General features: G+C 69.0%; 22 protein-coding genes. 6 read left to right on the forward strand and 16 right to left on the reverse strand.

Annotated elements, in window-relative coordinates:
• Positions 1-31 precede the first annotated feature (31 nt).
• Positions 32-1,150 carry a glycerophosphodiester phosphodiesterase family protein gene (locus DNK52_RS09090; RefSeq protein ID WP_162598708.1) on the reverse strand — a complete coding sequence of 373 codons (1,119 nt, stop codon included), beginning with the start codon at positions 1,148-1,150 and terminating at the stop codon, positions 32-34.
• Between the two features lie 157 nt (positions 1,151-1,307).
• Between DNK52_RS09090 and DNK52_RS09095 the strand changes: the two genes are divergently transcribed.
• Both DNK52_RS09095 and DNK52_RS09100 read left to right on the forward strand, forming a co-directional pair.
• Positions 1,308-2,348 (forward strand): LLM class F420-dependent oxidoreductase, encoded by a 1,041-nt coding sequence (locus DNK52_RS09095; RefSeq protein ID WP_110240703.1) that lies wholly within the window; start codon positions 1,308-1,310, stop codon positions 2,346-2,348.
• 219 nt (positions 2,349-2,567) lie between these two features.
• The gene (locus tag DNK52_RS09100) at positions 2,568-4,424 is read left to right on the forward strand and encodes an AMP-dependent synthetase/ligase (RefSeq protein ID WP_110240704.1); all 1,857 of its coding nucleotides are present in this window, start codon (positions 2,568-2,570) and stop codon (positions 4,422-4,424) included.
• A gap of 45 nt (positions 4,425-4,469) precedes the next feature.
• Here the strand turns inward: DNK52_RS09100 and DNK52_RS09105 are convergent, their stop codons facing one another.
• Positions 4,470-5,519, reverse strand: a complete 1,050-nt coding sequence (locus tag DNK52_RS09105) for a substrate-binding domain-containing protein (RefSeq protein ID WP_162598709.1) — start codon at positions 5,517-5,519, stop codon at positions 4,470-4,472.
• A 113-nt stretch (positions 5,520-5,632) separates the two neighbouring features.
• On the opposite strand from DNK52_RS09105, the gene DNK52_RS09110 reads away from it, so the two are divergent.
• Genes DNK52_RS09110 through DNK52_RS09120 form a run of 3 tightly spaced genes read left to right on the forward strand, consistent with a single transcriptional unit; the run spans position 5,633 to position 8,302 of the window.
• A complete protein-coding gene (locus DNK52_RS09110; RefSeq protein ID WP_110241171.1) occupies positions 5,633-6,142 on the forward strand; it encodes a DUF421 domain-containing protein in 510 nt (169 codons plus the stop codon).
• Positions 6,143-6,200: 58 nt separating this feature from the next.
• Positions 6,201-7,070: a mechanosensitive ion channel family protein gene (locus DNK52_RS09115; RefSeq protein ID WP_204163472.1), complete on the forward strand. Its 870-nt coding sequence runs from the start codon at positions 6,201-6,203 to the stop codon at positions 7,068-7,070.
• Positions 7,067-8,302 (forward strand): DUF2254 domain-containing protein, encoded by a 1,236-nt coding sequence (locus DNK52_RS09120; RefSeq protein ID WP_110240707.1) that lies wholly within the window; start codon positions 7,067-7,069, stop codon positions 8,300-8,302. Before DNK52_RS09115 ends, DNK52_RS09120 begins: the two co-directional genes overlap by 4 nt.
• Before the next feature lie 11 nt (positions 8,303-8,313).
• Here DNK52_RS09120 and DNK52_RS09125 read toward each other — a convergent pair whose 3' ends face one another.
• The 12 genes from DNK52_RS09125 to guaB form a co-directional block, all read right to left on the reverse strand.
• Positions 8,314-8,694 (reverse strand): VOC family protein, encoded by a 381-nt coding sequence (locus DNK52_RS09125; protein WP_110240708.1) that lies wholly within the window; start codon positions 8,692-8,694, stop codon positions 8,314-8,316.
• 32 nt (positions 8,695-8,726) lie between these two features.
• Positions 8,727-9,254: a hypothetical protein gene (locus tag DNK52_RS09130; protein ID WP_110240709.1), complete on the reverse strand. Its 528-nt coding sequence runs from the start codon at positions 9,252-9,254 to the stop codon at positions 8,727-8,729.
• Positions 9,255-9,439: 185 nt separating this feature from the next.
• Positions 9,440-11,005, reverse strand: a complete 1,566-nt coding sequence (gene guaA, locus DNK52_RS09135; RefSeq protein ID WP_110240710.1) for a glutamine-hydrolyzing GMP synthase — start codon at positions 11,003-11,005, stop codon at positions 9,440-9,442.
• A 226-nt stretch (positions 11,006-11,231) separates the two neighbouring features.
• Positions 11,232-12,950: a GMC oxidoreductase gene (locus tag DNK52_RS09140; protein ID WP_110241172.1), complete on the reverse strand. Its 1,719-nt coding sequence runs from the start codon at positions 12,948-12,950 to the stop codon at positions 11,232-11,234.
• Complete coding sequence (locus DNK52_RS09145; protein ID WP_110240711.1) at positions 12,950-14,563, reverse strand: succinic semialdehyde dehydrogenase; 1,614 nt, start codon at positions 14,561-14,563, stop codon at positions 12,950-12,952. Before DNK52_RS09145 ends, DNK52_RS09140 begins: the two co-directional genes overlap by 1 nt.
• 65 nt (positions 14,564-14,628) lie before the next feature.
• Positions 14,629-16,287 carry a glycerol-3-phosphate dehydrogenase/oxidase gene (locus DNK52_RS09150; RefSeq protein WP_110241173.1) on the reverse strand — a complete coding sequence of 553 codons (1,659 nt, stop codon included), beginning with the start codon at positions 16,285-16,287 and terminating at the stop codon, positions 14,629-14,631.
• A 112-nt stretch (positions 16,288-16,399) separates the two neighbouring features.
• The gene (locus DNK52_RS09155; RefSeq protein ID WP_110240712.1) at positions 16,400-16,948 is read right to left on the reverse strand and encodes a hypothetical protein; all 549 of its coding nucleotides are present in this window, start codon (positions 16,946-16,948) and stop codon (positions 16,400-16,402) included.
• Between the two features lie 113 nt (positions 16,949-17,061).
• A complete protein-coding gene (locus DNK52_RS09160; protein WP_110240713.1) occupies positions 17,062-17,865 on the reverse strand; it encodes an NYN domain-containing protein in 804 nt (267 codons plus the stop codon).
• A gap of 28 nt (positions 17,866-17,893) precedes the next feature.
• Entirely contained in the window at positions 17,894-19,498 is a 1,605-nt protein-coding gene (locus DNK52_RS09165) for a DUF4304 domain-containing protein (RefSeq protein WP_110240714.1), read from the reverse strand.
• Positions 19,499-19,655: 157 nt separating this feature from the next.
• Complete coding sequence (locus tag DNK52_RS09170; protein ID WP_110241174.1) at positions 19,656-20,765, reverse strand: GuaB3 family IMP dehydrogenase-related protein; 1,110 nt, start codon at positions 20,763-20,765, stop codon at positions 19,656-19,658.
• Positions 20,766-20,778: 13 nt separating this feature from the next.
• The gene (locus DNK52_RS09175; protein ID WP_110240715.1) at positions 20,779-21,102 is read right to left on the reverse strand and encodes a hypothetical protein; all 324 of its coding nucleotides are present in this window, start codon (positions 21,100-21,102) and stop codon (positions 20,779-20,781) included.
• A gap of 3 nt (positions 21,103-21,105) precedes the next feature.
• Complete coding sequence (gene guaB, locus DNK52_RS09180; RefSeq protein ID WP_110240716.1) at positions 21,106-22,608, reverse strand: IMP dehydrogenase; 1,503 nt, start codon at positions 22,606-22,608, stop codon at positions 21,106-21,108.
• A 125-nt stretch (positions 22,609-22,733) separates the two neighbouring features.
• Between guaB and DNK52_RS09185 the strand changes: the two genes are divergently transcribed.
• Entirely contained in the window at positions 22,734-24,305 is a 1,572-nt protein-coding gene (locus DNK52_RS09185; RefSeq protein WP_110240717.1) for a hypothetical protein, read from the forward strand.
• Between the two features lie 101 nt (positions 24,306-24,406).
• Here the strand turns inward: DNK52_RS09185 and DNK52_RS09190 are convergent, their stop codons facing one another.
• On the reverse strand, positions 24,407-25,021 hold the full coding sequence (locus DNK52_RS09190; protein WP_110240718.1) for an MBL fold metallo-hydrolase: 615 nt from the start codon (positions 25,019-25,021) through the stop codon (positions 24,407-24,409).
• Positions 25,021-26,139 carry an S-(hydroxymethyl)mycothiol dehydrogenase gene (locus DNK52_RS09195; RefSeq protein WP_110240719.1) on the reverse strand — a complete coding sequence of 373 codons (1,119 nt, stop codon included), beginning with the start codon at positions 26,137-26,139 and terminating at the stop codon, positions 25,021-25,023. Before DNK52_RS09195 ends, DNK52_RS09190 begins: the two co-directional genes overlap by 1 nt.
• Between the last annotated feature and the right edge of the window lie 89 nt (positions 26,140-26,228).

Consider the following 26,228-nt stretch of genomic DNA (forward strand, 5'->3'; position numbering starts at 1 on the left):
GCTCCTGCCGGTGCCGTGGCTCCTGGCTGGTTCAGCCGGCCTGCTGGCGCTCACCGTCAGCCACGTGCGCCGCACGGGCCGCCACGGCCAGGTCGGGATGGTCAGTGATGATCCCGTCGACACCGGCATCCAGGAAGGCCCTGACCTCTCCAGCCAGGTCTCCGATCGCTGAGGGGTCGTCCCCGATCCGGTGAGGCGCGGGCAGGAAGAGGTTCTCCGCGCGCAGGGTCCACACGTGCACAGTGAGACCCAGGCGGTGGGCGTCGCGGACCACGTGGCTCGCGGCGCCCTCCTCGGATCCACTCGCGGGACATCCCCCGGGCGGCAGCACCAGGTCCTTGTGAGCGCCGATGCCGTCGGCGTACTGGTCGATCCACTCGAGCCCTGCAGGCGTGGCGAGATCGGCGTACGTGCGTGGGTCACCGACGCACGCGAGGTCCCAGGGGCGTTCGTGGGCCCGACCCAGCAGCTGGACCGTCGCCAGCCCGGACCTCGAGGCCAGCTCCTGGAGCACCGCGGTCTCGAAGGCCATTAGCGTGACCGGGGAGTGGGGCCCGTCAAGCCGGTGACGGCGCAACGTCGCCAACAACGGAGCGACCATGTCCAGCCCGCGAGCCGCGAAGTGACTGGGATGCTTGAGCTCCAGCATCACCCCGACCGGACGACCCCGCCGGATGGATTCGGCCGCGACCATGGCCAGCACCTCGTCAAGGGTCGGCACGCCCTCGAGGCCGTCGTACGCGGTGTTGCCCGGCCTCAGGCGCGGTCGTCGCTCGCAGGCCGTCAGTTGCTTGACCTCTGCCAGGGTGAAGTCCTCGGTGAACCAGCCCGCGGCGGGCACCCCGTCGACGGAGCGGGTGGCGCAGCGTCGCGCGAACCGGGGGTGGTGCGCGACGTCGGTGCTGCGGGACAACTCGTTCTCGTGGCGTACGAGCAGCACCCGGTCGCTGGTGATGACCAGGTCCAGCTCGATCTCGTCGGCGCCCATGCGGATCGCCGTACGGAACGCGTCGAGGGTGTGCTCGGGGCGGTGGCCGCTGGCGCCGCGGTGTGCCACCACGGTGGGAAGGGTGACGAGGCTGGTGGCGGCGGCCTGTGTCCTGCTCGCGATGGTCCTGACCGGTCGAACCGGGCTGAGGGTCTGTGCCATGACCCCGACCCTGCTGGCCTTCACGGGCGTCCGGGCGGCTGCCAACCGTCCGACAGGTGTCGACGTGATGAACGCTCCACGCGCCAGTCATGAAACAAGTTGCATAGCGCGCCCGGAACCCTTGCGATCGTGACAGTACCTCTGTAAGAGTCACCCCATGAAGCTCTCCACCATGCTGAGGTACGAAGGCAATCCCCGCGACGCCGCCGACACCGTTGCCAAGTTCGAGAAGGCCGGCCTCGATGCCGTCTGGGTCGCGGAGGCCTACGGTTACGACTCCCCCACCCTGATGGGCTACCTGGCCGCGAAGACCGAGACGATCCAGATCGGTGCGGCGATCCTCAACATCTACTCGCGCACCCCCGGCGCCCTGCTCCAGACCGCCGCCGGCCTCGACAACGTCTCGGGCGGCCGCGCGATCATCGGGCTCGGCGCCAGCGGCCCCCAGGTCATCGAAGGCTTCCACGGCGTCCCCTACCGCAAGCCGCTGGCTCGCACCGCCGAGATCATCGACCTGATCCGGCGCGGTCTCAAGCGTGAGCCGCTGACCAACGACGGCGAGTTCAAGTTGCCCCTGATGAAGGAGGACGGCGCGGTCACCGGGCTCGGCAAGCCGCTCAAGCTGCTGACCCACCCCGAGCGCGACACCATCCCGCTCTACATCGCTGCGCTGGGTGAGAAGAGCGTCGAGCAGACCGGTGAGATCGCGGACGGCTGGATCCCACACCTCTTCCACCCCGAGCGCGCCCATCTGGTCTGGGGCGACGCCCTGGCCAAGGGCAAGGCCAAGCGCCAGGAGGGCCTGGCCCCCCTCGAGGTCCTCGCCGGCGGCATGGTCGCGATCGGGGAAGGCCCCGAGACCAAGGCGCTGCTCGACTTCGCCCGCCCCACCTTCGCCCTCTACGTCGGAGGCATGGGCGCGCGCGGCAAGAACTTCTACAACGACGTGGCCGTCGCGTACGGCTACGAGGACGCCGCCAAGGAGATCCAGGACCTCTACCTCTCCGGCAAGAAGGAGGAGGCCGCTGCCGCCGTCCCGCTCGAGTGGCTGGAGGCAGCCAACTTCGTCGGCCCCGAGTCGTACGTGAAGGAGCGCATCGCAGCCTTCGCCGAGGCCGGCGTCACGAACCTCAACATCACCCCGGTGGGCGAGGACCCGGCCGCGATCGTCGCGAAGATGAAGGAACTCACCGCCTGAGGTAAATCCTGAGCCAGCACGGGCGCGATCTGACCTTCCCCGGTCGGATCGCGCCCGTCGTGCGTCATCCACCCTCCGGCCCCGTTCCCCCCCACCCCCTTCCCCAGACCGGGCGCCCCACGGACCGATCCGTGCAACGCGCCCAGTGCGCCCCCTCGTGCTTGATGGGAAAATCAGTGAGACTCAGGTCACACTCTCGTCAGCAGGAGGACTCAGCGCATGACCGACGTACTCACCGAACGGGCCCGCATCCAGACACTGGTCGAGGGACACACCCTGCTCGACCGGCTCGACGCCACTGCGGCCGACTGGGCAGACGAGCCCGCCTACTCCGACCGTCACGACGTCGCCGAGGGATGGCGCACCCTGACCTGGGCACAGACCCACGATGCGGCGTGCGACGTCGCCGCCGGGCTGATCGCCCTCGGGGTGGAACCCGGCGACACCGTCGCGATCATGGCGACCAACCGGATCGAGCACGTCCTGGCCGACATGGGAGTGGTGCGCGCCGCCGGGATCCCGATGTCGATCTACAACACATTGGCGCCTGATCAGGTGTCCTTCATCGCCGAACACTCCGGCACCCGCCACGTGATCCTCGAGAACTCCGACCATCTGGCCCGCTGGGAGTCCGCGCTGGCAGCCGCCCCGGAGACCGTCGTGGTGATGATCGACGAGAGCGCCATGCCCGAAGGCCCTGAGGGCGAGAACTTCTTGACCTGGCGCCAGTTCGTCGCTGCCGGCGTCGCCCTGCGCCGCGACCGCCCGAGCGCCCTCGCCGAGCGCGCCGAGGCCGTCACCGGGCACACCCCGGCCACGATCCTCTACACGTCGGGCACCACCGGCAACCCGAAGGGCGTGGTCCTGACCCACTTCAACGTGCTCTACGAGGCGCAGAGCACGTTGGAGGCGGCCGGCCTGACCGGTGAGCGCCAGATCCAGGTCAGTTACCTGCCGCTGGCCCACATCGCCGAACGCATCCTGGGGATCTACGGCCCGACCATGCAGGGCAGTCACCAGTACTGCATCGGCGACCCGACCCAACTGCTCGCCACCCTCGGTGAGGTGCACCCGACCGCCTTCTTCGGCGTCCCGCGGGTCTGGGAGAAGATCCAGACGGGTCTCTCGGCCAAGCTGGCCGCTGATCCGAACCCGGACAACGTGGCGTTGGTGGAGCGGTCGATGGCTGCTGGTCTGGCCTGGGTCCAGGCCCAGGAGACCGGCGGGGAGATGACCCCTGAGATCGAGCAGGCGTACGCGGAGGCCGACGCCGCGATCCTCGGTTTCCTCAAGCTGCTGCTCGGGCTCGACCGGGTGCGGTGGTGCGCCTCGGCGTCCGCGCCCATGCCGGTGGAGACGACCAGGTTCATGGCCGGTCTGGGGCTCAAGGTCTACGACGTCTACGGGATGACCGAGACCTGTGGCGCGGTGACCGTCAACGGCCCCGGTCACTTCCGGATGGGCACCGTCGGTCGTCCCACACCCGGCATGGAGGTCAAGTTGGCCGACGACGGCGAGGTGCTCGTACGGGGGCCGGTCAACACGCCGGGCTACCACCGGCAGGACGACGCCACCCGCGCCCTCATCGACCCCGACGGTTGGGTGCACACCGGCGACATCGGCACCCTGGACGAGGAGGGCTTCTTCTCGATCGTCGACCGCAAGAAGGAACTGATCATCACCTCGGCGGGCAAGAACATCGCTCCCTCCAACATCGAGAACCACCTCAAGGAGTCCCCCTTGATCGGCCACGCCATGGCGATCGGCGACAACCGTCCCTACATCGTGGCCGTGCTCACCCTGGACGGCGAGGTGGCGCCTGTCGTGGCCCAACGCATGGGTGTGGAGTTCACCGACCTGGCCGACCTCACCACCAAGCCCGAGATCCGGGCACTGGTCCAGGAGGCGGTCGACAAGGCCAACGAACGCCTCTCCCGCCCCGAACAGGTGAAGGCCTTCGAGTTGCTCGGCCACGAGTGGACGGCTGAATCCGAGGAGCTCACGCCGTCACTCAAGTTGAAGCGCCGCGTCGTACGCCGCAAGTACGCCGACCAGGTGGACGCTCTCTACGGGTGAGGCGTCCGGAGCGCGCCTCCCGGTGAGGTCCGGAGGCAGGCCGGGTCAGCGCAGGGCGAGTGACTCGCAGGCCTGCTGCAGCGTGGGCGTGCAGATGTCGTTCAGCGAGTAGACCCGCTCGCGCACCACGATCTGGGCGATCGAACCACGGGTCACCGCGATCGGCTCCACCAGGATGGCCGGCACCTCCTGGTAGGTGGTCGCGTCGTCGGGAGCGGTGTCCAACATCAGGTCGATCGCCAGGTCGGCGGCCCGCTGGGCCATCGTCCGGATGTCCTTGTAGACCGTCATCCCCTGGTCGCCGGAGACCAGGCGGCGTACGGCGTCGAGTTCGGCGTCCTGGCCTGTCACGAAGGGCCGGGCTCCGCCTGAGCGTCCCAACTGCTCGTAGGCCTCTGCCACACCGGCAGCCTGGGTGTCGTTGCTCGCGAAGACTGCGTCGACCCGGTCCAGTTCGGCGCCGTGCTCGACGACGAAGTCGCGCGCCGCCGCCGTGCTCCACGACCTCGGGACGAGCTCGTGCAGCACCTTCACCTTGTGACGTGCGAAGACCCCGCGGGCCGCCTCGCGGATCGCGACCCCGTTGGGGTCGCGCGCGGCTCCGTTGATCATCAACACCTGCGCCCCCGCCCCGACCGCGTCCACCAGGCTCTGGGCCATCAGCCTGCCGATGACTGCCGGGTCGGCGGCGACGTAGAAGTCTGCACCGGTCAGGAACCGGTCGTAGGCGATGACCGGGATCTCTCCGGCCTCGCGGACGAGGCTGGCGCCGCTCTCGCCGTCGACGGCATTGAGGACGATGACGTCCGCGCCCTCGTCGATCGCCTCCTCGAACTGCTCGGCCTGCCGATCAGCGTCCTGCTCGGCGATGAAGGTGAGGACGTCGCAGCCGCGGCACGACTCGTCGACATGGGCCTCGAAGGAGGGCCGGTCGAGCGTCTTCCACCGATCTGCCTCGGACGAGGCGAGCAGGAAGGCGATCACCGCCTTGTCCGGCTTCACACAGGCGGCGAGACCCAGCGATGCCACCACGACGACCAGGGCGAGCAGCACCCGGGGCGTACGCAACGTGCGTTGGGTGGAGAGGGGCGACATGGTCGGCCATCTTGCCAGAGTCTTCGTCCGCACACTCGCAACCGCTCTCCTGCCCGGACCGAGCGAGGTCGGCGCTACGGTGATCAGGATGCTCGACGCGGAGAGGAGAGGCGATGTGGTTCGACACATGGGCTGACCTGGGCCGGATCCTGGCCGTGGGCAGCGCGGCCTACGTGACCCTGGTGGTGGTGTTGCGGTTCTCGGGCAAGCGCACGCTGGCCAAACTCAACGCCTTCGACCTGGTGGTGACCGTGGCCCTGGGATCGACGCTGGCCACGATTCTGCTCAACCGTCAGATCGCCTGGGCCGACGGGGCGACTGCCCTGGCGCTGCTGGCGGCGCTCCAGCTCGTGGTGGCCTTCACAGGCTCTCGTGTCCCTCGACTGCGGACCGCCGTCACGGCCCAGCCCACGTGGCTCCTGCGCGACGGAGTCGTGGACCGGTCGGCGTTGCGGCAGCAGCGGCTCACCATGTCCGAACTGCGTCAGGCCGTGCGGTCGAGCGGGCGTGGCAGCCTGGAGGACGTGGCAGCGGTGGTGCTCGAATCCGATGGCACCCTCAGCGTCATCGGCGCGGACCAGTTCGGCAACGGGTCCGCCCTGGACGACTTGTCCGACTCCTGACCGGCGCGGGACGTCCAACCTGCGTGACCGCGGACCGATGAGGTGCCAACATCAGGGGATGCGTACCGAACCCGCTCGACTCCTGGAGACCACCGAGGACCTGCAACTCCCGCCGATCACGTGGGAGAACATTGCCCTCGGCGTGGTGGTGCTCCTCGTGGGCTGGCTGGCCAGTCGCGTGCTGGGGTGGCTCACCCGCCGGATCCTGCTGTGGCGAGGACGCTCTCCCAGTGCGAGCACCATGTTTGCGGCGTTGACGCGCTGGCTGGTGCTGCTGCTCTCCTTCGCGGCGGCCATCACGGTGATCTTCCCGAGCGTGCGCCCGGTGAACGCCCTCGGCGGGATCGGGGTGCTCTCCATCGCAGCCGGTATCGCCTTCCAGACGGTGCTGGGCAACATGTTCGCCGGGATCGTGATCCTGGCTCGGGACAAGTTCCGCGTCAACGACCAGATCGCGGTCCGCGACGTGGCAGGCACCGTCACGGGCATCTCCCTGACCAGCACCGCGGTGCGGACCTACGACGGCCGACTGGTGCTCATCCCCAACTCGGTCGTGCATTCGGAGATCGTCACCGTCCAGACCGGCTACGAGCAGGTCCGTTCGACGATCCGTCTCGACATCGACGACAGTGCCGACCTGGACCTGGCGCTCCGAGCGGCCCACGACGCCATGCAGGCGCTCCCCGCGGTCGCCGCCGAACCCCCACCCCAGGCTCTCCTGCAGGAGGTCGGCACGGCCACGGTCCGGATGGACCTGAGGTTCTGGTCGGGCGCACGGCAGATGGAGACCAAGTTGGCCCAGCACGAGGTGATCGGGGCAGTCCTGCGGGGTCTGTCGGACGCAGGGGTCAAGACCGGGTCGGACGTCGTGGTGGTGGAGGGTGGCCCCCAACTCCTGGCCGCTGTCGGAGGCGGTGAGTCGTCATGAGCAAGAATTGGCCGGACTCGCCACGGCTGAGTCGTTGGGACGCGCTGTGGCGCCGATTCTGGGCGCTGCCGGTGACCATCGCAAGCATCTCCCTGGCTCTCGGTCTGCTGGTGCCGCTCATCGATGCCTCGCTCGAGGAGACCCCGGTCTGGGTCTTCCAGGGCGGGGTGGACGGCGCTCGTAGCGTGCTGAGCAGCATCGCCGGCGCGATGATCTCGGTCACCGGCCTCGTCTTCTCGATCACCATCGTCGTGCTGCAACTGGCCAGCAGCCAGTTCTCCCCGCGCATTCTCGGCTCGTTCCTGGAGAGCCGAGTGGTCCAGCTGACCCTTGGCTTCTTCACCGGGTCGTTCCTGTACGCGCTCACCGTGCTGCGGGCCGTGCGGGGCGGGGACGACGGCCGGGTGCCGCAACTCGCGGTCACGGTCTCCTACGTCTACGTCATCGTCGCGGTGGCCATGTTCCTGGCCTTCATCCACCACATCACCACCTCGGTCCAGGTCTCCGAGGTGATGGCCGACGTACGCCGCCGCACGCTGGCCGCCGCCCGTCGACTGGCCCGCGAGGAGTCGACCGCGACGTGGTCGCCCCGTCCGGGTGCCCAGAGCGTCGAGGTGCGCAACGACGATCGTTGCGGTTACCTCACGTCACTGAGCCGGTCGCGACTGCTCAAGATCGGCGAGAAGGTGGACGGTGTGGTCGAGCTGGACCTGACCCCCGGCGACCATCTCGTCGCAGGCCAGGTGATCGGTCGGGTCTGGGCCGCCGAAGTCTCCGATGCCGTGCGGGAGCAGGTGAGTTCAGCGGTGGTGATCTCGCACGAGCGGGACATCGGCGCCGACCCGGCTTTCGGGTTGCGCCAGTTGCTCGACATCGCGGAGCGGGCTCTCTCCACCGGCGTCAACGACCCCACGACGGCGATCCAGGCGGTCAACGAGATCCACGTCGTGCTGCGGGCCGCCGTGCAGTTGCGCGACCCGTCGCCCTATCTCGAGTCCGACGGTGAGGTGGTCGCGCTGTACCGCCCTCAGCGCACCGGGGTCCTGCTGGAGGAGACCGTCGCCGAACTGCTCCACCACGGGGGTGACTCACCCCGAGTGGTGCGGCGGCTGCGCGCGGTGTTCGAGGACCTCGTGGAGATCGCGCGGCCGGAGCACCGGTCCGTCGCCGAACGCGCACTCGAGCACGTGCAGGTGGCCCAGGCCGAGCAGCAGGAGGACCCCACGGGGTGAGTGAGGGTGAGTCAGTCCGGCGCGCGGAGCACGCAGAACTCATTGCCCTCCGGGTCCGCGAAGACGATCCACCCGGTGCCGGGACCGTACTGGCCACGCTGGTCGGCGACCTGTCGGGCGCCGAGAGCGAGCACTCGCTCGTTCTCGTCGGCCTGACTCCCCGTCCGCGGTCGCAGGTCGAAGTGGATTCGGTTCTTCACCGACTTGGGCTCGGGGACCTCGAGGAAGAGGATCACGTGCCCGGTCTCCGGGTCCTGGATCGCACACTCCTCGTCTCCCGGGGCACAGGGCTCGTCCTCGATGTCGACGTAACCCAACAGTTGCTGCCACCACCTGGAGAGCTCGTAGGCGTTGGTGCAGTCGACCGTGGTGTGGGAGACGAAGGAGGTCATGGCCCGCAGGTTGCCAACGTCCGGCGCGCAGGTCAATGCCCTGGAGCCACACCCAGCCCGGTACGCACCACTCCGACCGCGTCGCCCAACACCCGACGGACCACCTTGAGCTCGGCCGGGGTCCAGCGCAGGGCGTACTCGGTGAGCCCGAAGGCGTACGGCACGGTCGCCTTCGTCAGCTTCTCGTGGCACAGGTCAGCCACCCGTCCACCGTCGTGGAACTGCAACCCGAGAGTGTGGGCGACATCGGTGGCGAAGTTCCACAGATCCAGCGCTGACTGTGGGTTCAGGGGCTCGGGATCTCCGCTCAGTCGCCGCTGCGCCGAGGTGAAGTCCTGGAGCGTGGACTGGTCGTTGCTGATCCCAGCGTCCCAGTCCACTCCCCACCCGGCCTCACTTGCGTGGGCGACACACTCCTCCACCGAGCCCCAGGTGAGCAGGCGGCCACCCTCGGCGGCCAGCACCTCACGCCCCTCAGGACCGGAGCCCCACCACACGACGGTGTCAGCGCCGTCGAAGCGGATGACGATCGCCTGGCCGACCTCAGGGGTGACGCTCATGCCCAAGTGCGTCACTCCCACTCGATCTTCGCGGTCGTGGGAGCTGAACTCCGCTCGTCCCTCACTGCGTCACTCCCACTCGATCTTCACGGTCGTGGGAGCTGAACTCCGCTCGTCCCTCACTGCGTCACTCCCACTCGATCTTCACGGTCGTGGGAGCTGCACTCCGCTCGTCCCTCACTGCGTCACTCCCACTCGATGGTGCCCGGGGGCTTGGACGTGATGTCGATCGTCACCCGGTTGATCTCCGCGACCTCGTTGGTGATCCGCGTGGAGATCTTCTCCATGACCTCGTAGGGCAGGCGTGCCCAGTCGGCGGTCATCGCGTCCTCCGACGTCACCGGCCGCAGCACGACGGGGTGACCGTACGTACGCCCGTCACCCTGGACTCCGACCGAGCGGACGTCGGCGAGCAGCACGACCGGCATCTGCCAGATCTCGCGGTCGAGACCCGACTTGGTCAACTCCTCACGGGCGATGGCGTCGGCCTGACGCAGGATGTCGAGACGTTCGCGGTCGACGGCGCCGATGATCCGGATGCCCAGACCAGGGCCCGGGAACGGCTGGCGCCACACCATGCGCTCGGGCAGACCCAACTGCTCGCCGACCGCGCGGACCTCGTCCTTGAAGAGCGCACGCAGCGGCTCCACCAGCTCGAAGGTCATGTCCTCCGGCAGGCCACCCACGTTGTGGTGCGACTTGATCACCGACGTGCCGGCACCGCCACCCGACTCGACGACGTCGGGGTAGAGCGTGCCCTGCACGAGGAACGCCGTCACTCCAGGCTCCGCCTCGCCGAAGACCCGGACCTGGGCCTCCTCGAAGGTGCGAATGAACTCGGTGCCGATGATCTTGCGCTTGGTCTCCGGGTCCGTGACGCCGGCCAGGGCGTCCAGGAACTGCTTCTCCGCGTCCACCACGTCCAGGCTCGCGTAGACCTCGGTGAAGTCGGTCTTGACCTGCTCGGTCTCTCCCAGGCGCATCATGCCGTGGTCGACGTAGACACAGGTGAGACGGTCGCCGATCGCCCGCTGCACCAGAGCAGCAGCGACCGCGGAGTCGACGCCACCGGAGAGCGCACAGATCGCGCGGCCGTCACCGACCTGCTTACGGATCAGCTCGACCTGGTCCTCGACCACGTTGAGCATGGTCCAGGTCTGGCGGCAGCCCGCAACGTCGTGGAGGAAGTTCTCGAGGACCTGCTGGCCGTGCTCGGAGTGCAGCACCTCGGGGTGCCACTGCACGCCCGCCATCCGGCGTTCGAGGTGCTCGAAGGCCGCCACCGGAGTCACCTCGGTGGAGGCCAGGACCCGGAAGCCCGAAGGTGCGGCAACGACGGCGTCGCCGTGCGACATCCACACCTTGTGCCCCACCGGCATGGTGTCGAGCAGGGTGCCGCCGTCGGAGACCGACAGCGTCGTACGTCCGTACTCGCGGCCGCCGGTGGAGGCGACCTCGCCGCCGAGGGCCTGGGCCATCAGCTGGAAGCCGTAGCACATGCCGAAGACCGGCACCCCGGCCTGGAAGAGGGCCGGGTCGATGCCGGGGGCGCCATCGGCGTAGACGCTCGAAGGACCACCCGAGAGGATGATCGCGGAGGGGTTGCGCGCCAACATGTCAGCCACCGGCACGGTGTGCGGGACGATCTCGGAGTAGACGCGGGCCTCGCGGACGCGTCGGGCGATCAACTGGGCGTACTGGGCGCCGAAGTCGACCACCAGGACAAGATCGTGCTCAAGGTGCGCAGACATGCGCTGAATCCTACCGGGAAATGCACCAGGGCCCGACCGGGAGGGAGGGTGGTCGGGCCCTGGTCGTCCACGCGCTCTCAAGGAGAAACCTGGACGGAGGTCTGCGTGCCGAGGGAGGGAGAGGCACCACAGACCTGCAACACCATCATCATGCCCTATTTTGGGTCTGAAAGGGCCGCCGAATCGGCACGATTTCGCCCAACAGCAGGAATTGTCGACGAACGGTTCAGCTGACCCCGACGATGGGCAACCGCAGGGCCGCGGGCGCCGACGCGGGAACCGCTGGCGAACGCGGCGGAATCGGTGCCACCGGGCGGTACGCAGCCCCCAGAGGAGGCCGACGATCGGCCTCACCCTTGTTGGGCCACATCGCCATGGCACGCTCAGCCTGGGCGGTGATGGTCAGCGACGGATTGACGCCGAGGTTGGCCGAGATGGTCGACCCGTCGACCACGTGCAGCCCCGGGTGGCCGAAGGTCCGCTGGTAGGCGTCGACCACCCCTGAGTCGGCATCCTCCCCGATGCAGCAGCCACCGATGAAGTGCGCGGTCATCGGTCGGTTGAACGGCTCCCCGATGTTGCCGCCCGGGGTCCCGCCGCCCTTCATCAGCGCGCCCATCCGCCGCACGGCGTCGTACGCGACAGGGATGTAGGTGGGGTTCGGCTCACCGTGTCCCTGCACGCTCGACATCCGCCAGCCGAACGGCGACTTCTTCGCAACCGTGGTGATCGAGTTGTCGTGGGTCTGCATGACCAGGGCGATGACGGTCCGCTCCGACCAGTGCTTGAGGTCGTACAGGTCGAGAACCTCCGACTTCTTCGCCCACATCTCCCTGAGCCAGGTCTTCCAGCGGACCTCTCCCGGCACCTCGTCGGCCAGCACCGTCTGCATCAGCGACATGACGTTGCTGCCCTTGCCGAACCGGACCGGCTCGATGTGGGTGAACTCGTCGGGGTGGAAGGAGGAGGTGATCGCCACACCTTCGGTGTAGTCGATGGACCGGTCGGTGCCGATCGCGCCCAGGATGGCCTCGGAGTTGGTCCGGGCCAGCACCCCCAGTCGGTCGGAGATCTGCGGCAGGTCACCGGAGTTCTTCAACGAGTGCAGCAGCTTCTGGGTGCCGAGAGCGGCCGCGGAGAAGATCACCTGATCGGCGGTGAAGGTCTTGACCGCCGTGCGGCGCGACAACTTGGCCTTCGTCCAGCGCGCCTGGACCTCGTACCCCCCACCCTCGCGGGGGCGAACCCTCGTCACGGTGGTCAAGGGATGGACCACGGCGCCCAACTGCTCGGCCAGGTAGAGGTAGTTCTTGACCAGCGTGTTCTTGGCGCCGTGTCGACACCCCGTCATGCACTCACCGCAGTTGATGCAGCTGGTCCGACTGGGTCCGACCCCGCCGAAGTAGGGGTCCTCGACCTCTTGGCCGCCGGGCTGTCCGGGACCGCCGAAGAAGACACCGACGGGGGTGGGGTGGAAGGTCTCCCCCACGCCCATGTCCTCGGCGACCTCCTTCATGAGCTGGTCGGCCGCAGTGTGCACGGGATTGGTGACCACCCCGAGCATGCGCTTGGCCTGCTCGTAGTAGGGCGCGAGCTCGCTCTTCCAGTCGGTGATGTGCGCCCAGGACGGGTCCTTGTAGAACGCGTCGAGGGGCTCGTACAGGGTGTTGGCGTAGACGAGCGACCCGCCGCCCACGCCGGCTCCAGCCATGATCAGGGAGTCGCGGAGGAGGGCGATCCGCTGGATGCCGTAGAGCCCTGCCGCGGGAGCGTAGAGGTACTTCTTGAGGTCGAAGGAGTTCGTGGCGAAGTCGGCGTCCTCGAAGCGCGCACCAGCCTCCAGCACGCCGACCTTGTACCCCTTCTCGCTCAGACGCAGGGCGCTGACCGATCCTCCGAAGCCGGACCCGATGACCAGGACGTCGAAGTGGGTGGAGTTGGCCATCACGCTCGGCCGAGCTTCTTCAGCAACCGCAGGCTGGTCGTCATGATCGCGGCGTACTTCTCCTCCGACAGCCCCAGGGGAGGCGTGATCGGCAGCAGTCGCTGGGTGCCGACGGACTGAGCCTCGGTGTAGCGCCAGATGCCCTCGGCGCCCTGGCGGCGGCCCAGACCGGACTCCCGCATCCCGCCCATCGGGGCAGCCAGCGATCCGAAGGCTGCGCCGAAGGGCTCGTTGACGTTGACGGTGCCGGCCTTGAGGTGGCGCGCCATGGCACGGGCCCGGGCGCCGTCACGGCTGTAGACCGAGGCGTTGAGTCCGTACGACCCGTCGTTGGCGCGCTTGATCGCCTCGGACTCGTCCTGGAAGCGGTAGAGCGAGACGAGCGGGCCGAAGGTCTCGGTGCCGAAGCAGGTCATGTCGGGGGTGACGCCCTCCAGCACGGTCGGCTCGAAGTAGTAGGGGCCCAGGTCCGGGCGGTGCTTGCCGCCGGTGAGGACCGTGGCTCCCTTGGCGACCGCGTCGGCCAGGTGCGCCTCAACCGTGTCGAGCTGGTCCTGGCTGATCAGGGTGCCCATGTCGACCTCCCAGCTGGTCGAAGCACCCAACGACATCGCCTTCGTGCGGGCCACGAACCGCTCCACGAAGCGGTCGTAGACCTGGTCGGCGACGAAGATCCGCTCCATCGAGATGCAGAGTTGCCCCGAGTTCGAGAAGGAGCCGCGCACGGCGCCCTCGGCGGCGCGTTCGACGGCGGCGTCGCGCAGGACGAGCATCGCGTTCTTGCCGCCCAGCTCGAGGGAGCAGCCGATGAGGCGCTCGGCGCACTGGGCCGCGATCAGCTTGCCGGTCTTCGTGGAGCCGGTGAAGCAGATGTAGTCCGCTCCTGCCATCATCGGCGTCCCGATGTCGGCGCCGGGCCCGGACATGACCTGCCACAGGTCACGGGGGAAGCCGGCCTGCTCCATCAGCTCTGCGCCGATCAACCCGGTCAGGATCGTCTGGGCGTCAGGCTTGGAGATGACCGCGTTGCCGGCGGCGAGCGCGGGGATGCCGTCGCAGAGCGCGAGGGTGAAGGGGTAGTTCCACGGCGAGATGATGCCCACGACGCCCTTGGGCACGCGGTTGAGCTCGACGTGGGTCAGTCCGGGGAACATGCCGGGCAGACGCTGCGTGCGCAGGTGCGCCGCCGACGTACGCCCGTAGTAACGCGCCGTCATCGCCAGGTGGGCGACCTCGAGGAAGGCGTCCTTGCGGGCCTTGCCGGACTCGAGACAGATCAGTTCACAGATCTCTTCGCGCCGCGACAGGATCAGGTCGTGCAGGCGCAGCAGCATCTCCTGGCGCTGTGCCACCGGCACCGTCGCCCAGGCACGCTGCGCGGCGCGGGCCCGGACGAACGCCTGCTCGACGTCGGCGGGCTCGCTCTGCGGGATGCTGCCCAGTGGCTGCCCGCTGATCGGCGAGACGTGGTCCACGGTGCGACCGCCGGTGCTCGGGATCCGGGCGGTGAGCTGGGTGACGTACGACCGCTCCAGCGCGTAACTCGCCCCCGGGTCGTGCTCGGGGTCGTGAGGTCCTTCGGTCAAGGGGCCACTGGCCGGACTCGCAGTCATGTACCGAGAGTATGTGACGTGCGCCTCTATGACTACCCCACGGTAGCGATGAGTCCGAGCCGTGATCAGACGATCTCGGGAGCCTGCACGCGGGCCTCGTCCGCCTCGGAGTCGGTGAGCTTGGTCTGGCTCTGTCGCTCGGCCTCGACGCGGCGCAGCCAGTGGTCGACCTCCTTGTCGACGACCTCGCGCGACCACCCCAGCTCCGCACCCATCAGGACGGCGATCTGCGGGGCGCTGCGGGTGCCTCGGTCGAAGCTCTCGATGGAGATCCGAGTACGGCGGGCCAACACGTCGTCGAGGTGCCGGGCACCCTCGTGGGTGACCGCGTAGACAACCTCTGCAGCCAGGTGGTCCGGGGCATGGGTCAGCGGCTGCCCCAGCTCGGGACGTGCCTGGATCAGGGCGAGGAGCTCGTCGACGAGACCGCCGTAGCAACCGAGCAGATGGTCGATCCACGCGACGTCCAGCCCTGACGCCCGGGCCAGGGCGACCCGCTGGTTCGTGCGGGTCTCGAAGCCGTACGCCCCCACCAGCGGCACCCGGTCGGTGATCGAGGGCCGCACGCCGGCGAGTCCCTCGACCGCGACGTCGACCGCGTCGCGCGCCATCACCCGATAAGTGGTCAGCTTGCCGCCGGCAATGAGCACCAGGCCCGGCACCGGGCTGATGGTGGTGTGCTCGCGCGAGAGCTTGGTCGTCTCGGCCTCGGCCCCGACCTTGCGCATCGGCTTGAGCAGGGGCCGCAACCCGGCGTACACGCCCTCGACGTCGGTGTGGTCGAGCGGCACCTTGAGCAGGCGGTTGACGTGGGTGAGCAGGTAGTCGATGTCGGCCCGACTGGCCGCCGGGTGAGCCAGGTCGAGGTCCCAGGGGGTGTCGGTGGTGCCGATGATCCAGTGCTTGCCCCACGGGATCACGAAGAGCACCGACTTGTCGGTCTTGGTGATGAAGCCGCACTCGGAGCGGATCCGACTCCGCGGCACGACCAGGTGGACGCCCTTCGACGCGTCGACCTCGAGCGCACCCTCCCCGCCCATCATCTCCTGGATCTGATCGGTCCAGACGCCGGCGGCATTGATCACGGTGCGTGCCCGGACGGTGAAGTCGAGGCCGTTCTCGAGGTCGCGGGCCTCGACGCCGACGACGCGCTCGCCCTCGCGCAGGAAGCCGGTGACCTGCGTACGCGTGGCGACGTGCGCACCGTTCGCGGCGGCGGTGCGCGCGATCGTGGTGACGAGACGGGCGTCGTCGACCTGGCAGTCGTAGTAGCGGATCGCACCGTGCAGGTCCTCGGTGCGGAGGTCCGGGGCCAGCCGCGCCAGCTCCTTGCGGAAGATGTGCTTGTGCTTCGGCACACCCATCTCGTACTTGCCCGTCATCGCCATCGTGTCGTAGAGCGCGACCCCGGCGCCGACGTAGGGGCGCTCGTACGCGTGCTCGAGCGGATAGAGGAAGGGCACTGGCCGCACGAGGTGGGGTGCGAGCCGGGTCAGCAGCAGACCCCGCTCCTCCAGCGCCTCCTTGACCAGGGCGAAGTCGAACATCTCCAGGTAGCGCAGGCCACCGTGGACCAGTTTGGAGCTGCGGCTCGACGTGCCGCTGGCGAGGTCACGCTGCTCGATCAGACCGACGCTCAGGCCACGAGTGACCGCGTCCAGCGCGGCGCCGGCACCCACCACCCCGGCACCGACCACCAGCACGTCGAGCTCACCGGCCGCCATCGCTGCGAGCGCGGCAGCGCGGGAGTCAGGGTTCAGTGCGATCGGTTGGCTCACCCAGCCAGTGTGTCAGGCGGGGGTTTCAACCCCGTGAACGCATTCGGCCCGGACGGCCTCAGACCGGCGGGAACGCAGTGGGGGTGGCGATGGCGAACGATGAACTCGTGGCCCCGACCCCGACGACAACCGTGAAGGTGCCGAATTGGTTGTCGGCGGCCGTCCCGGCAAACAGACCGTTCACCGTGAGACTGTCGCCTGCGGCGATGGTGGCCAGTGACGTCAGGATCACGTTGGAGAACTCATTGTCGGCAGGACGGTTAGACGACCACCCTGCCGGAGCGGGAAACGTGTAGACCGTCTGGTTGGGATACTGCGAAGTCGCGTTCGGCTGGAAGGTGATCGTCATCGTCACCACGGACGGACCCGTCAACGTCGAGGGGGCCGTGATCTGGGCACCGACGAAGTTCAGGTCCCACACCAGGGGGATGTCGGGTGACGGCACGACCGGCGTCGGGCCGAAGGAGAACTGTGGAGTGGTCGTTGCCCCGGGCGAGTTGGCGAACGCTGGCGCGGCTGAGGTGAGGACCACGGCCGGGACCGACCAGGCGGCCGCTCCGACGACGGCGCGTCGAGAGGGTGATGCGGACGGCAACAGTTCGAACACGGCGGGTCCTTCATTGGGAGGCATATAACCAAATAAGGGTATGCCGCAAAGCGGCGTTTGGCCGGTCTTTTCGCCCGATCGTGCCCTTGTGCCCCCTGCCGGCGGTCCGCCAGTCAGGAACCCTTCTTCAGCTGCCGGATCTCCACTGCACCACCGCTGCTGCCCTTGGGCGGACGTCGGACCTCGAAGAGGCCGATCGTGGTGACCAGGTCGATCAACTTGGCGTAGCCCCAGTTGCGGGAGTCGAAGTCGGGCGACTGCTTGGCGGCGGTCGTTCCGACAGCGCCCAGGTTGGCCCAGCCGTCGTCGTCGGACGCGGAGGCAACTGCACCCCGCAGCAGTTGCACCAGAGCGGAGTCACCCCGCAGTTGCTTGCTCGACTGGCGCGGCGTCGACCGGTTGGACTGCCCATCGGCTACGACCTCGGTGGGCACGGTGGGGTCCGCCTCGGCGTCAGCCTCGGCCTCGGCGCTCTCCACCCCCAGCACGTCGGTGTAGATGAACCGGTCGCACGCCGCCCGGAACGCCTCGGGGGTCTTGCGCTCCCCCACCCCGTAGACGGTCTTGCCCGATTCGCGCAGTCGAGAGGCGAGGCGGGTGAAGTCGGAGTCGGAGGAGACCAGGACGAACCCGTCGAGCCGATCGCTGTAGAGCAGGTCCATCGCGTCGATGATCAACGCACTGTCGGTGGAGTTCTTGCCCTTCGTGTAGGCGAACTGCTGCATCGGCTGGATCGCGTGCTTGTTGGCCGCGCTCTTCCAGCCCGTCAGCTGCGACGTCGTCCAGTCCCCGTAGATGCGTTTCACCGTGGCCACACCGAAGGTCGCGATCTCGGCCATCAGGGCGTCGCTGCGACTGGGCTGGGCGTTGTCGGCATCGATGAGCACAGCGAGTCGGGCGTCCGGGGAGGCGGTCATGGGCCTCACCCTAGTGAGCAGAAGGAGCTCACTCGTGCCCCAGCCCTCGTGCCCGGGCGAGCCGTCCCAGCAGCTCCCGGTGCGCCGGGCTGTTCGGCGCCGCCATCACGCCCGCGCCCCGCGGGGCGCCGGAGCCGGTCACCAAGTGGTCGCGCAGCAGCTCGTGGACCCCCATGGCATCGAGAAAGGGCACCACACTCGCTCCCAGATGAGCAGCGCAACGGCTGAGCCCTTCCGGCGTCACGCTCCACTGCTCGTGAAGTCGGAGATGAGCCTGGTACTCCAGGATGCGAGCACGATCAACCGGCCCCACCCGGTCACCGTCGTGGGCACCGTCGTGGGCGGCGTCCTGGGCGGCGTCGAACCAGACGCCGTAGGAGAGGCTGAGGTTCTCCCCGGACGAACCCAGGTGCACAAGGTCGACCCGGTCGGCGTGCAGGCGGCGCCACGTACGCCCCGAGCCCTTGAAACCGGCGGCTCGCAGGGTGGGAGCCACGTGGGTGCGCAGCAGCGCGTCCACCGCGGCACGCTCCCGCTTGGGAGCAGGGTCGGCCTTGCGACGTACGGCCGCTTCCTTCTCCTTGCGCAGGTGCTCGTCACGGGCCGCCAGCGCCTCGACGTCGCCGAGGGCGTTGCCCACGCGCCGGAGCAGGTCACGCCTCGTCAGCTCCTCGAAGAGCTCGGCCAGGACGACGCGGTCCTGCTCGCCACCGCGCGCAGCCAAGGTGTCCACGGCGGCCCCCGCCACCTTGAGCGCCAGGGCACTGACCGAGCCCGGGTGGCTGGGGGCGGCGCCGCGTCGAGCCAGGACCCCCAGCACTGGGCTGACCCACGGCTCGTCGACCAGGTGGCGGGTCGCAAGCACCGCTGCCCGTACGACGTCGTCGTTGCCCGGCACGAAGAGGACACCATCCACCGGCTCGACCTCGCAGGCCAGCTCGAGCCAGAGACGCACCATGTCACGGGCCGCCGCCGGGGCAACGGCTCCAGCGACCTTGGCCGACCACCGTTGCGAAGGTCTCCGGTTGCCCAGCTCCCCCAGGAGCCGGACGAGCGCCACCACGTCCTCGGACTCCGCCGCGCGGGCAGCGTCGCGCGCGAACGGCGCCCACCGATCCCCGGAGCTGAGCAACGACAGGTCCAGGAGATCGGGAGGGGTCGCCGCGGCCAGGGCACGACGGGCCGCGCGCCGGGACTCCTCCACCCCGTAGCTGTGGGGGAGCGCGTCCAACCATTCGGTGAAGGCGTGCAGCCGGTCGAGCAGGTCCGGGCCGGCGGCTCCCTCGGAGCAGAGTTCTTCGCTGGCCCGCAGGGCCACCCCGACCCGGGACAGGTCGTACTCACGCGCAGCCACGACCTCGAGCGCCAGCCCCGCGGCGGCCGGGTCCCACGGCAACCTGCGGCGGCGCAACCGCTCGATGACCTCGGCAGCGGAGTCGTGGAGCAGCTGGTGGCCACCGTCCCAGGCCTGGATGCGTTGCTCGGGCGCGGAGAGCATCAGCAGCAGCGCCGAGAGGCGGGCTCGCGGGGACCAGTCCGCCGTCGCGGCCACGGCGGGCCAGGCGTCCCAGTCGTGGCCGGAGGCGAGCAGGGCGCGGTTGACGGCCTCGCGTTCGGCGTCCAGGTCGGTCACGGCGGCAGTATTGCCGAGCGCGGGGGTGGTCCGGGACCGATCCGAGGAACTCCCAGCGGGAGCGTTCAGCGCTGGCGGGAGCCCCAGGACCCGAGCCGGGCGGCGTACATCGGGTGCGCCGCCCGGGTGCGGTCCGTCAGGACGCCCTTCCGGGTCGTCACGAGTTGACGACGACCTCGACCCGCTGGAACTCCTTGACGTCGGTGTAACCGGTGGTGGCCATGGAGCGCTTCAGCGCGCCGACGAGGTTCATCGTGCCGTCGGCGACACGGGAGGGACCGAACATGATCTCCTCCAGGGTGCCGACGGAGTCGAACTCGACGCGCTGTCCGCGCGGCAGGTCGGCGTGGTGCGCCTCGTTGCCCCAGTGGAAGCCCCGGCCGGGGGCGTCGGTGGCGCGCGCCAACGGAGAGCCGATCATCACGGCGTCAGCACCGCAGGCGATCGCCTTCGGGACGTCGCCGGAGAGACCGATCGAGCCGTCGGCGATGACGTGCACGTAGCGGCCACCCGACTCGTCGAGGTAGTCGCGCCGAGCAGCCGCGACGTCCGAGACTGCAGAAGCCATCGGGACGGCGATGCCGAGGACCGTACGGGTGGTGTGGGCCGCGCCGCCACCGAAGCCGACGAGCACCCCCGCAGCACCGGTCCGCATCAGGTGCAGCGCGGCCTGGTAGGTCGCACAGCCACCGACGATCACCGGCACGTCGAGCTCGTAGATGAACTCCTTGAGGTTCAGGGGCTCGGCGTTGGAGGAGACGTGCTCGGCCGAGACCGTGGTGCCGCGGATGACGAACATGTCGACGCCGGCATCCACGACCGCCTTGGCGAACTCCTTCGTACGCTGCGGAGACAGCGACCCGGCGACCGTCACGCCAGCGGCGCGCATCTCCTTGAGTCGAGCGGTGATCAACTCCGGCTTGATCGGCTCGGTGTAGATCTCCTGCAGCCGCTGGGTGCCCTCCAGTCCGCGCAGCGAGGCGACCTCCTCGAGCAGTCCGCTGGGGTCCTCGTACCGGGTCCAGAGACCCTCGAGGTTAAGCACGCCCAGACCGCCGAGTCGGCCGAACTCGATCGCGGTCGCCGGGGACATCACCGAGTCCATCGGAGCAGCCAGCACCGGTAGGTCGAAGCGGTACGCGTCGATCTGCCAGGTGACGCTGACCTCCTCGGGGTCACGCGTGCGACGCGAGGGCACGATGGCCACGTCGTCGAAGGCGTAGGCCCGGCGGGCGCGCTTGTTCTTGCCGATCTCGATCTCGGTCACGTGCACCAGTCTCTCAGAACTCTGCCCCGGAGCGCTCCCGCTCCAGATGAAGGCACCCCACTCCGGAAAGTGGGAGGTGGCGGTCGGCGAGCCAGACGACGTCCAGCTCTCCTCCCGCCCGCGGGACCAACCGTGCCACGGCCGGCCCCAGGCGGGTGTTCAGATGCAGCAACCAGGTCTCGTCCTCGGGGACGGCCCCGAGGTAGTCGTTGGTCCTGATCCATTCACCCAGGTCGTGCAGCGCTGCGCGCAGCGGCAGGTGTGCTGCCACCACGTGCGGCGCGCGGATCTCGTCGTCCGTCGCCACCGAGTCACGCGTGAGCTGGACGACGTTCACGGCTCAGAGGCCGGTGTAGTTGGGGGCCTCGACGGTCATCTGCACACCGTGCGGGTGGGACTCCTTGAGCGAGGCAGAGGTGATCCGCACAAAGCGGCCCTTCTCCTGCAGCTCAGGCACGGTGCGCGCCCCGACGTAGAACATCGACTGGTTGAGACCGCCGATCAGCTGGTGCGAGACCGCCCCGAGCGGGCCTCGGAAGGCCACCTGGCCCTCGATGCCCTCCGGCACGATCATGTCGTCGCTGGTCACCTCGGCTTGGAAGTAGCGGTCCTTGGAGTACGACTTCTTGCCGCGGCTCGACATCGCTGCCAGCGACCCCATGCCCCGGTACGACTTGAACTGCTTGCCGTTGACGAAGACCAACTCACCCGGAGATTCCTCGCACCCGGCGAGCAGCGAGCCCAGCATCACGGAGTCGGCACCGGCGACGATGGCCTTGGCGATCTCGCCGGAGTGCTTCATTCCGCCGTCGGCGATCACCGGGACGCCTGCCTCCTTGGCGGCCAGCGACGCCTCGTAGATGGCGCTGACCTGCGGCACCCCGACACCGGTGACAACGCGGGTCGTGCAGATGGAGCCCGGCCCCACGCCCACCTTGATCGCGTCGGCGCCCGCGTCGACGAAGGCCTGCGCGCCGGCCCTGGTGGCGACGTTCCCGCCGATGACCTGGACGTGCCTGGTGGCCGGGTCGGTCTTCAACCGGCGGACCATGTCGAGCAGGAGGTGCACGTGACCGTGCGCGGTGTCGGCGACCAGGACGTCCACACCGGCCTCGATCAGTCGGGTCGCTCGCTCCCAGGCGTCCCCGAAGTAGCCGATCGCAGCACCGACGAGCAGGCGTCCGTCCGCGTCGTACGAAGCCTTGGGGAACTGCTCGCCCTTGACGAAGTCCTTCACCGTGATCAGACCGGTCAGCGTGCCGTCGGGGTCGATGAGCGGGAGGCGCTCGCGCTTGTGGGCCCGCAGCAGCGCGGTCGCGTCGTCGCGGTCGATCCCGGTCGGGCCGGTGATGAGCGGCATCGGGGTCATGATCTCGTCGACCTTGGTCGTGGCCCACTCCGCGAGCGGGGTGAAACGCAGGTCGCGGTTGGTGATGATGCCGATGAGCTTGTTGGCGCCGTCGACGACGGGGAGACCGGAGACCCGGTACTCGCCACAGATCCGGTCGAGCTCCTCGAGCGTCGCGTCCGGACCGATCGTGACCGGGTTGGAGATGATGCCGGTCTGGGTCCGCTTCACGAGGTCGACCTGGTAGGCCTGGTCATCGATCGAGAGGTTGCGGTGCAGCACGCCGATGCCGCCCTGGCGCGCCATGGCGATGGCCATCCGCGATTCGGTGACGGTGTCCATCGCGGCGCTGAGCAGCGGGATCTGGATCGTGATGTCGCGGGTCAGCCGCGTGCTGGTGTCGATCTCGTCAGGAGCGAGGTCGGACTCGCCCGGCAGGAGCAGGACGTCGTCGTAGGTCAGGCCGAGGTTTGCGAACTTCTCCGGGATCTCCACCCGGTCAAGTCTAGGCCCTCGGAGGCAAAGGACTGTCCGGCGGAGGGGAGACGTTGCTCTCGGCCGCCTGCCTCTAGGGTGTGGACGGTCCAGGAGAGGACTTCGCAGCGCAGGAGGGAACCCCGATGACGACGCCCCGGTTCGTGTGGGTCGCCGTGGCGCTGGCCGTGTCAGGTCGGTTCGCCGGCTGCCTGTGGCCGCTGCGCCCGGACGAGGCGGGCTTCCTGCTGGTGGCTCGCGCCTGGGACCCGCAACCCGATGCCCTCTTCCACCCCTACTTCGTCGACCGTCCGCCGTCGCTGGTGGCGCTGGTGCGCCTCGTCGACCTCCTCGGGGGCCCGTACGCCCTGCGGGTCGTCGGCGCGGCGGCCTGCGCCGCAGCGGTCCTGCTGGTTGCTGCTCTGGTCCGTGAGCTGGCGCGCCACCTGTCGGTGCGGGTGGCCGTCGCCCCACTGCACCTCGTCACCGTGGGCGCAGCGCTGCTGACGGCGGCCTTCCTGGTCAACCCACAGATCGACGCGGTCGGGGTCAAGGGCGAACTGCTGGGCGTCCCAGTCGTCCTGGCCAGCTGTCTGGTCGCGCTGATGGCGCTGCGCCGGCGCTCCCTCGCGGCCGCCGCGGCGGCGGGGTTTCTCGCGATGGCGGCCGTCGGCCTCAAGCAGAGCCTCGTGGGCGGACTGGTCTTCGGGGCTGTGCTGCTGCTGGTCGCCTGCGTGACCAAGCGCCTCAGCCTCCTCGACACCACTCGGCTCGCCACTGCTGCGCTGCTGGGCGGATGCGTCCCCGTGGCGCTGACCGTCGGTTGGGCCGTGGCGGCTGGGGTCGAGTTGGCCACGCTGGAATACGCGGTGATCGGCTTCCGTTCCGACGCCTCGGCGGTGATCGTCGCCCAGTCCAACGCAGCCAACGCCAGTCGCATCGGGACCCTGCTGCTGGTCTTCGCCGGCACCGGTATGGCGCTGGTGCTGCTCTGGTGCCTGGCACGGCTGCGAATCGCGCTTCGCCACGTCCCTGCTCCCGTGGTCGCAGCTGTGGTCATGCTCGTCGTCGACCTGACTGTGATCGCGCTCAGCGGCAGCTTCTGGCGGCCCTATCTCTTCCCGCTCGTGGCCCCGCTGATGGTGCTGTGGGCCTGTGTCCGGGTCGCAGACCTGCCCGACCTGCGCCACGGCGACAGCTTGGCACTGCGGGCCTCTGGCACGTGGCGACCGCGCCGCGAGGTGGTGCTGGTGGCCCTCTGCGTGGGGAGCAGCATCGTCTCCCTGGCCGTGTGGACCTCCAACAACTGGCGCAACGGCGACCCCCCGCGGCAGTACGAGGTGGGTCGCGCGATCGCGGAGGTCGCAGAGGCCGACGAGACCTTGGTCGTCTACGGCGGCCGGGCCGACCTCCAGTGGGCCAGCGGACTGGACTCCCCGTACGAGCACCTGTGGTCCCTGCCGATGCGCACCATGGACCCGGAGCTGGCACGACTGCGCTCGCTCCTCGCCGGGCCGGAGGCTCCGGAGTGGTTCGTCACCACCGTCGGTCTGGGCGCCTGGGACGGAATCGGTCAGAAGGCGCTGTCACCCGTGCTGGAGAGCCGCTACGTCGACCTCGGGGTCGAGTGCGAAGGAGTCGTCGTACGTCGCCGGGCCGACGCCCCCGAGGTCGCCACCCCGACGCCGGACTGCGAGACCCCCCTCGGCCGGCGCTGATCCGGACCCAGCTTCGTTCCTGACGCGAATGGGGAGACTTTCAGTCATCCGATGACTGGAAGTCTCCCCATTCGATCGTGGGACAGGGTCAGACGTTTACATCAAGCGAGTCCGATGCCCTCGGCCTCGGCAGCGATGCTGGTGCTGTCGCCGTGGCCGGTGTGCACGACCGTGTCCTCCGGGAGCGCGAACAGCTTCGTCCGGATCGACTCGACGATCACCTCGGCGTCGCTGAACGAGCGCCCGGTGGCCCCGGGGCCACCCTGGAAGAGGGTGTCGCCGGTGAAGACCGCGCCCAACTCAGGGACGTACAGGCAGACCGCGCCGGGTGCGTGGCCAGGGGTGTGGATGACGTGCACGATGGTGCCCCCGACGTCGATCTGCTGACCGTCGACGAGGTCGACGTCCCAGAGGTAGTCGGTGTGCGTGAGCTCCCACAGCGGCTTGTCGTCAGGGTGCAGCATGATCGGCGCCACCACCCGCTCGCGCAGGGCCGGTGCGACCCGGACGTGGTCGTCGTGGGCGTGGGTGCAGACGATCGCCCTGACCGTACGCTCCCCCACCACCGCCATGATCGCGTCGACGTCGTGCGGGGCGTCGATGACGATGACCTCGGAGTCGTCCCCGACGACCCAGATGTTGTTGTCGACCTGGTGGGTCTCGCCGTCGAGGGAGAAGGTGCCGGAGACGACCGCGTGGTCGATGCGGGCGCCCATCAGGACTCTCCGCCCAGGATCACGACGGAGCGCAGCACGTCACCGTGGTGCATCTTGTCGAAGGCGGACTCGATGTCGCCCAGACCGATCTCCTCGGTGACGAAAGCGTCGAGGTCGAGGCGGCCCTGGAGGTAGAGGTCGGTGAGCATCGGGAAGTCGCGGCTCGGCAGGCAGTCGCCGTACCAGGAGGACTTCAGCGACCCGCCGCGACCGAAGACGTCGATCAGCGGGATCTCCGGGATCTTCATCTCCGGGGTCGGGACGCCGACCAAGACAACCGTGCCCGCCAGGTCGCGGGCGTAGAAGGCCTGCTTCCAGGTCTCGGGACGACCCACTGCGTCGATCACCACGTCGGCGCCATCCGCACCGTTGGCCCCGACGATCTCCTTGATGGCGGCGACCGGGTCGGTCTCCTTGGAGTTGACCGTGTGGGTGGCACCCAAGGTGAGGGCCTGCTCCAACTTCCGGGCGTCGATGTCAACGGCAATGATCTTCGCGGCACCGGCCAGGGCGGCACCAGCGATCGCTGCCATCCCGACGCCTCCGCAACCGATGACCGCCACGCTCTGGCCACGGGTCACGTTGCCGGTGTTGATCGCGGCACCGAGACCGGCCATCACGCCACACCCCAGGAGACCGACGGCGGCAGGGCGGGCCGCCGGGTCGACCTTCGTGCACTGGCCGGCGGCGACCAAGGTCTTCTCGGCGAAGGCACCGATCCCCAGCGCCGGGCTCAACTCGGTGCCGGCCAGCTCACCGGTGGCGAGCGTCATCTTCTGCTTCGCGTTGGCGGTGTCGAAGCAGTACTGCGGCTGACCGCGGTCGCAGGCGCGGCAGTTGCCGCACACCGCACGCCAGTTGAGCACCACGAAGTCGCCGGGCACGACGTCGGTGACGCCCTCACCGACGGACTCCACGATCCCTGCCGCCTCGTGACCGAGCAGGAACGGGAACTCGTCGTTGATCCCGCCCTCGCGGTAGTGGAGGTCGGTGTGGCAGACGCCGCAGGCCTGGACCTGCACGACGGCTTCGCCGGGCCCCGGGTCGGGGACGTTGATCGTCTCGATGGTGACGGGGGCGCCCTTCGCGAGCGCCACCACTGCCTGGACCTGCTGCATGTACGAACTCCTTCAACCGGGGTCTCCCACCTTCTCACCCGACGGAAGGGAAATGCACCACGGCCCGCCCCCCTCGCGGGGAACGGGCC

Source organism: Nocardioides gilvus (assembly GCF_003194605.1).
Taxonomy (GTDB): Bacteria; Actinomycetota; Actinomycetes; order Propionibacteriales; family Nocardioidaceae; genus Nocardioides; species Nocardioides gilvus.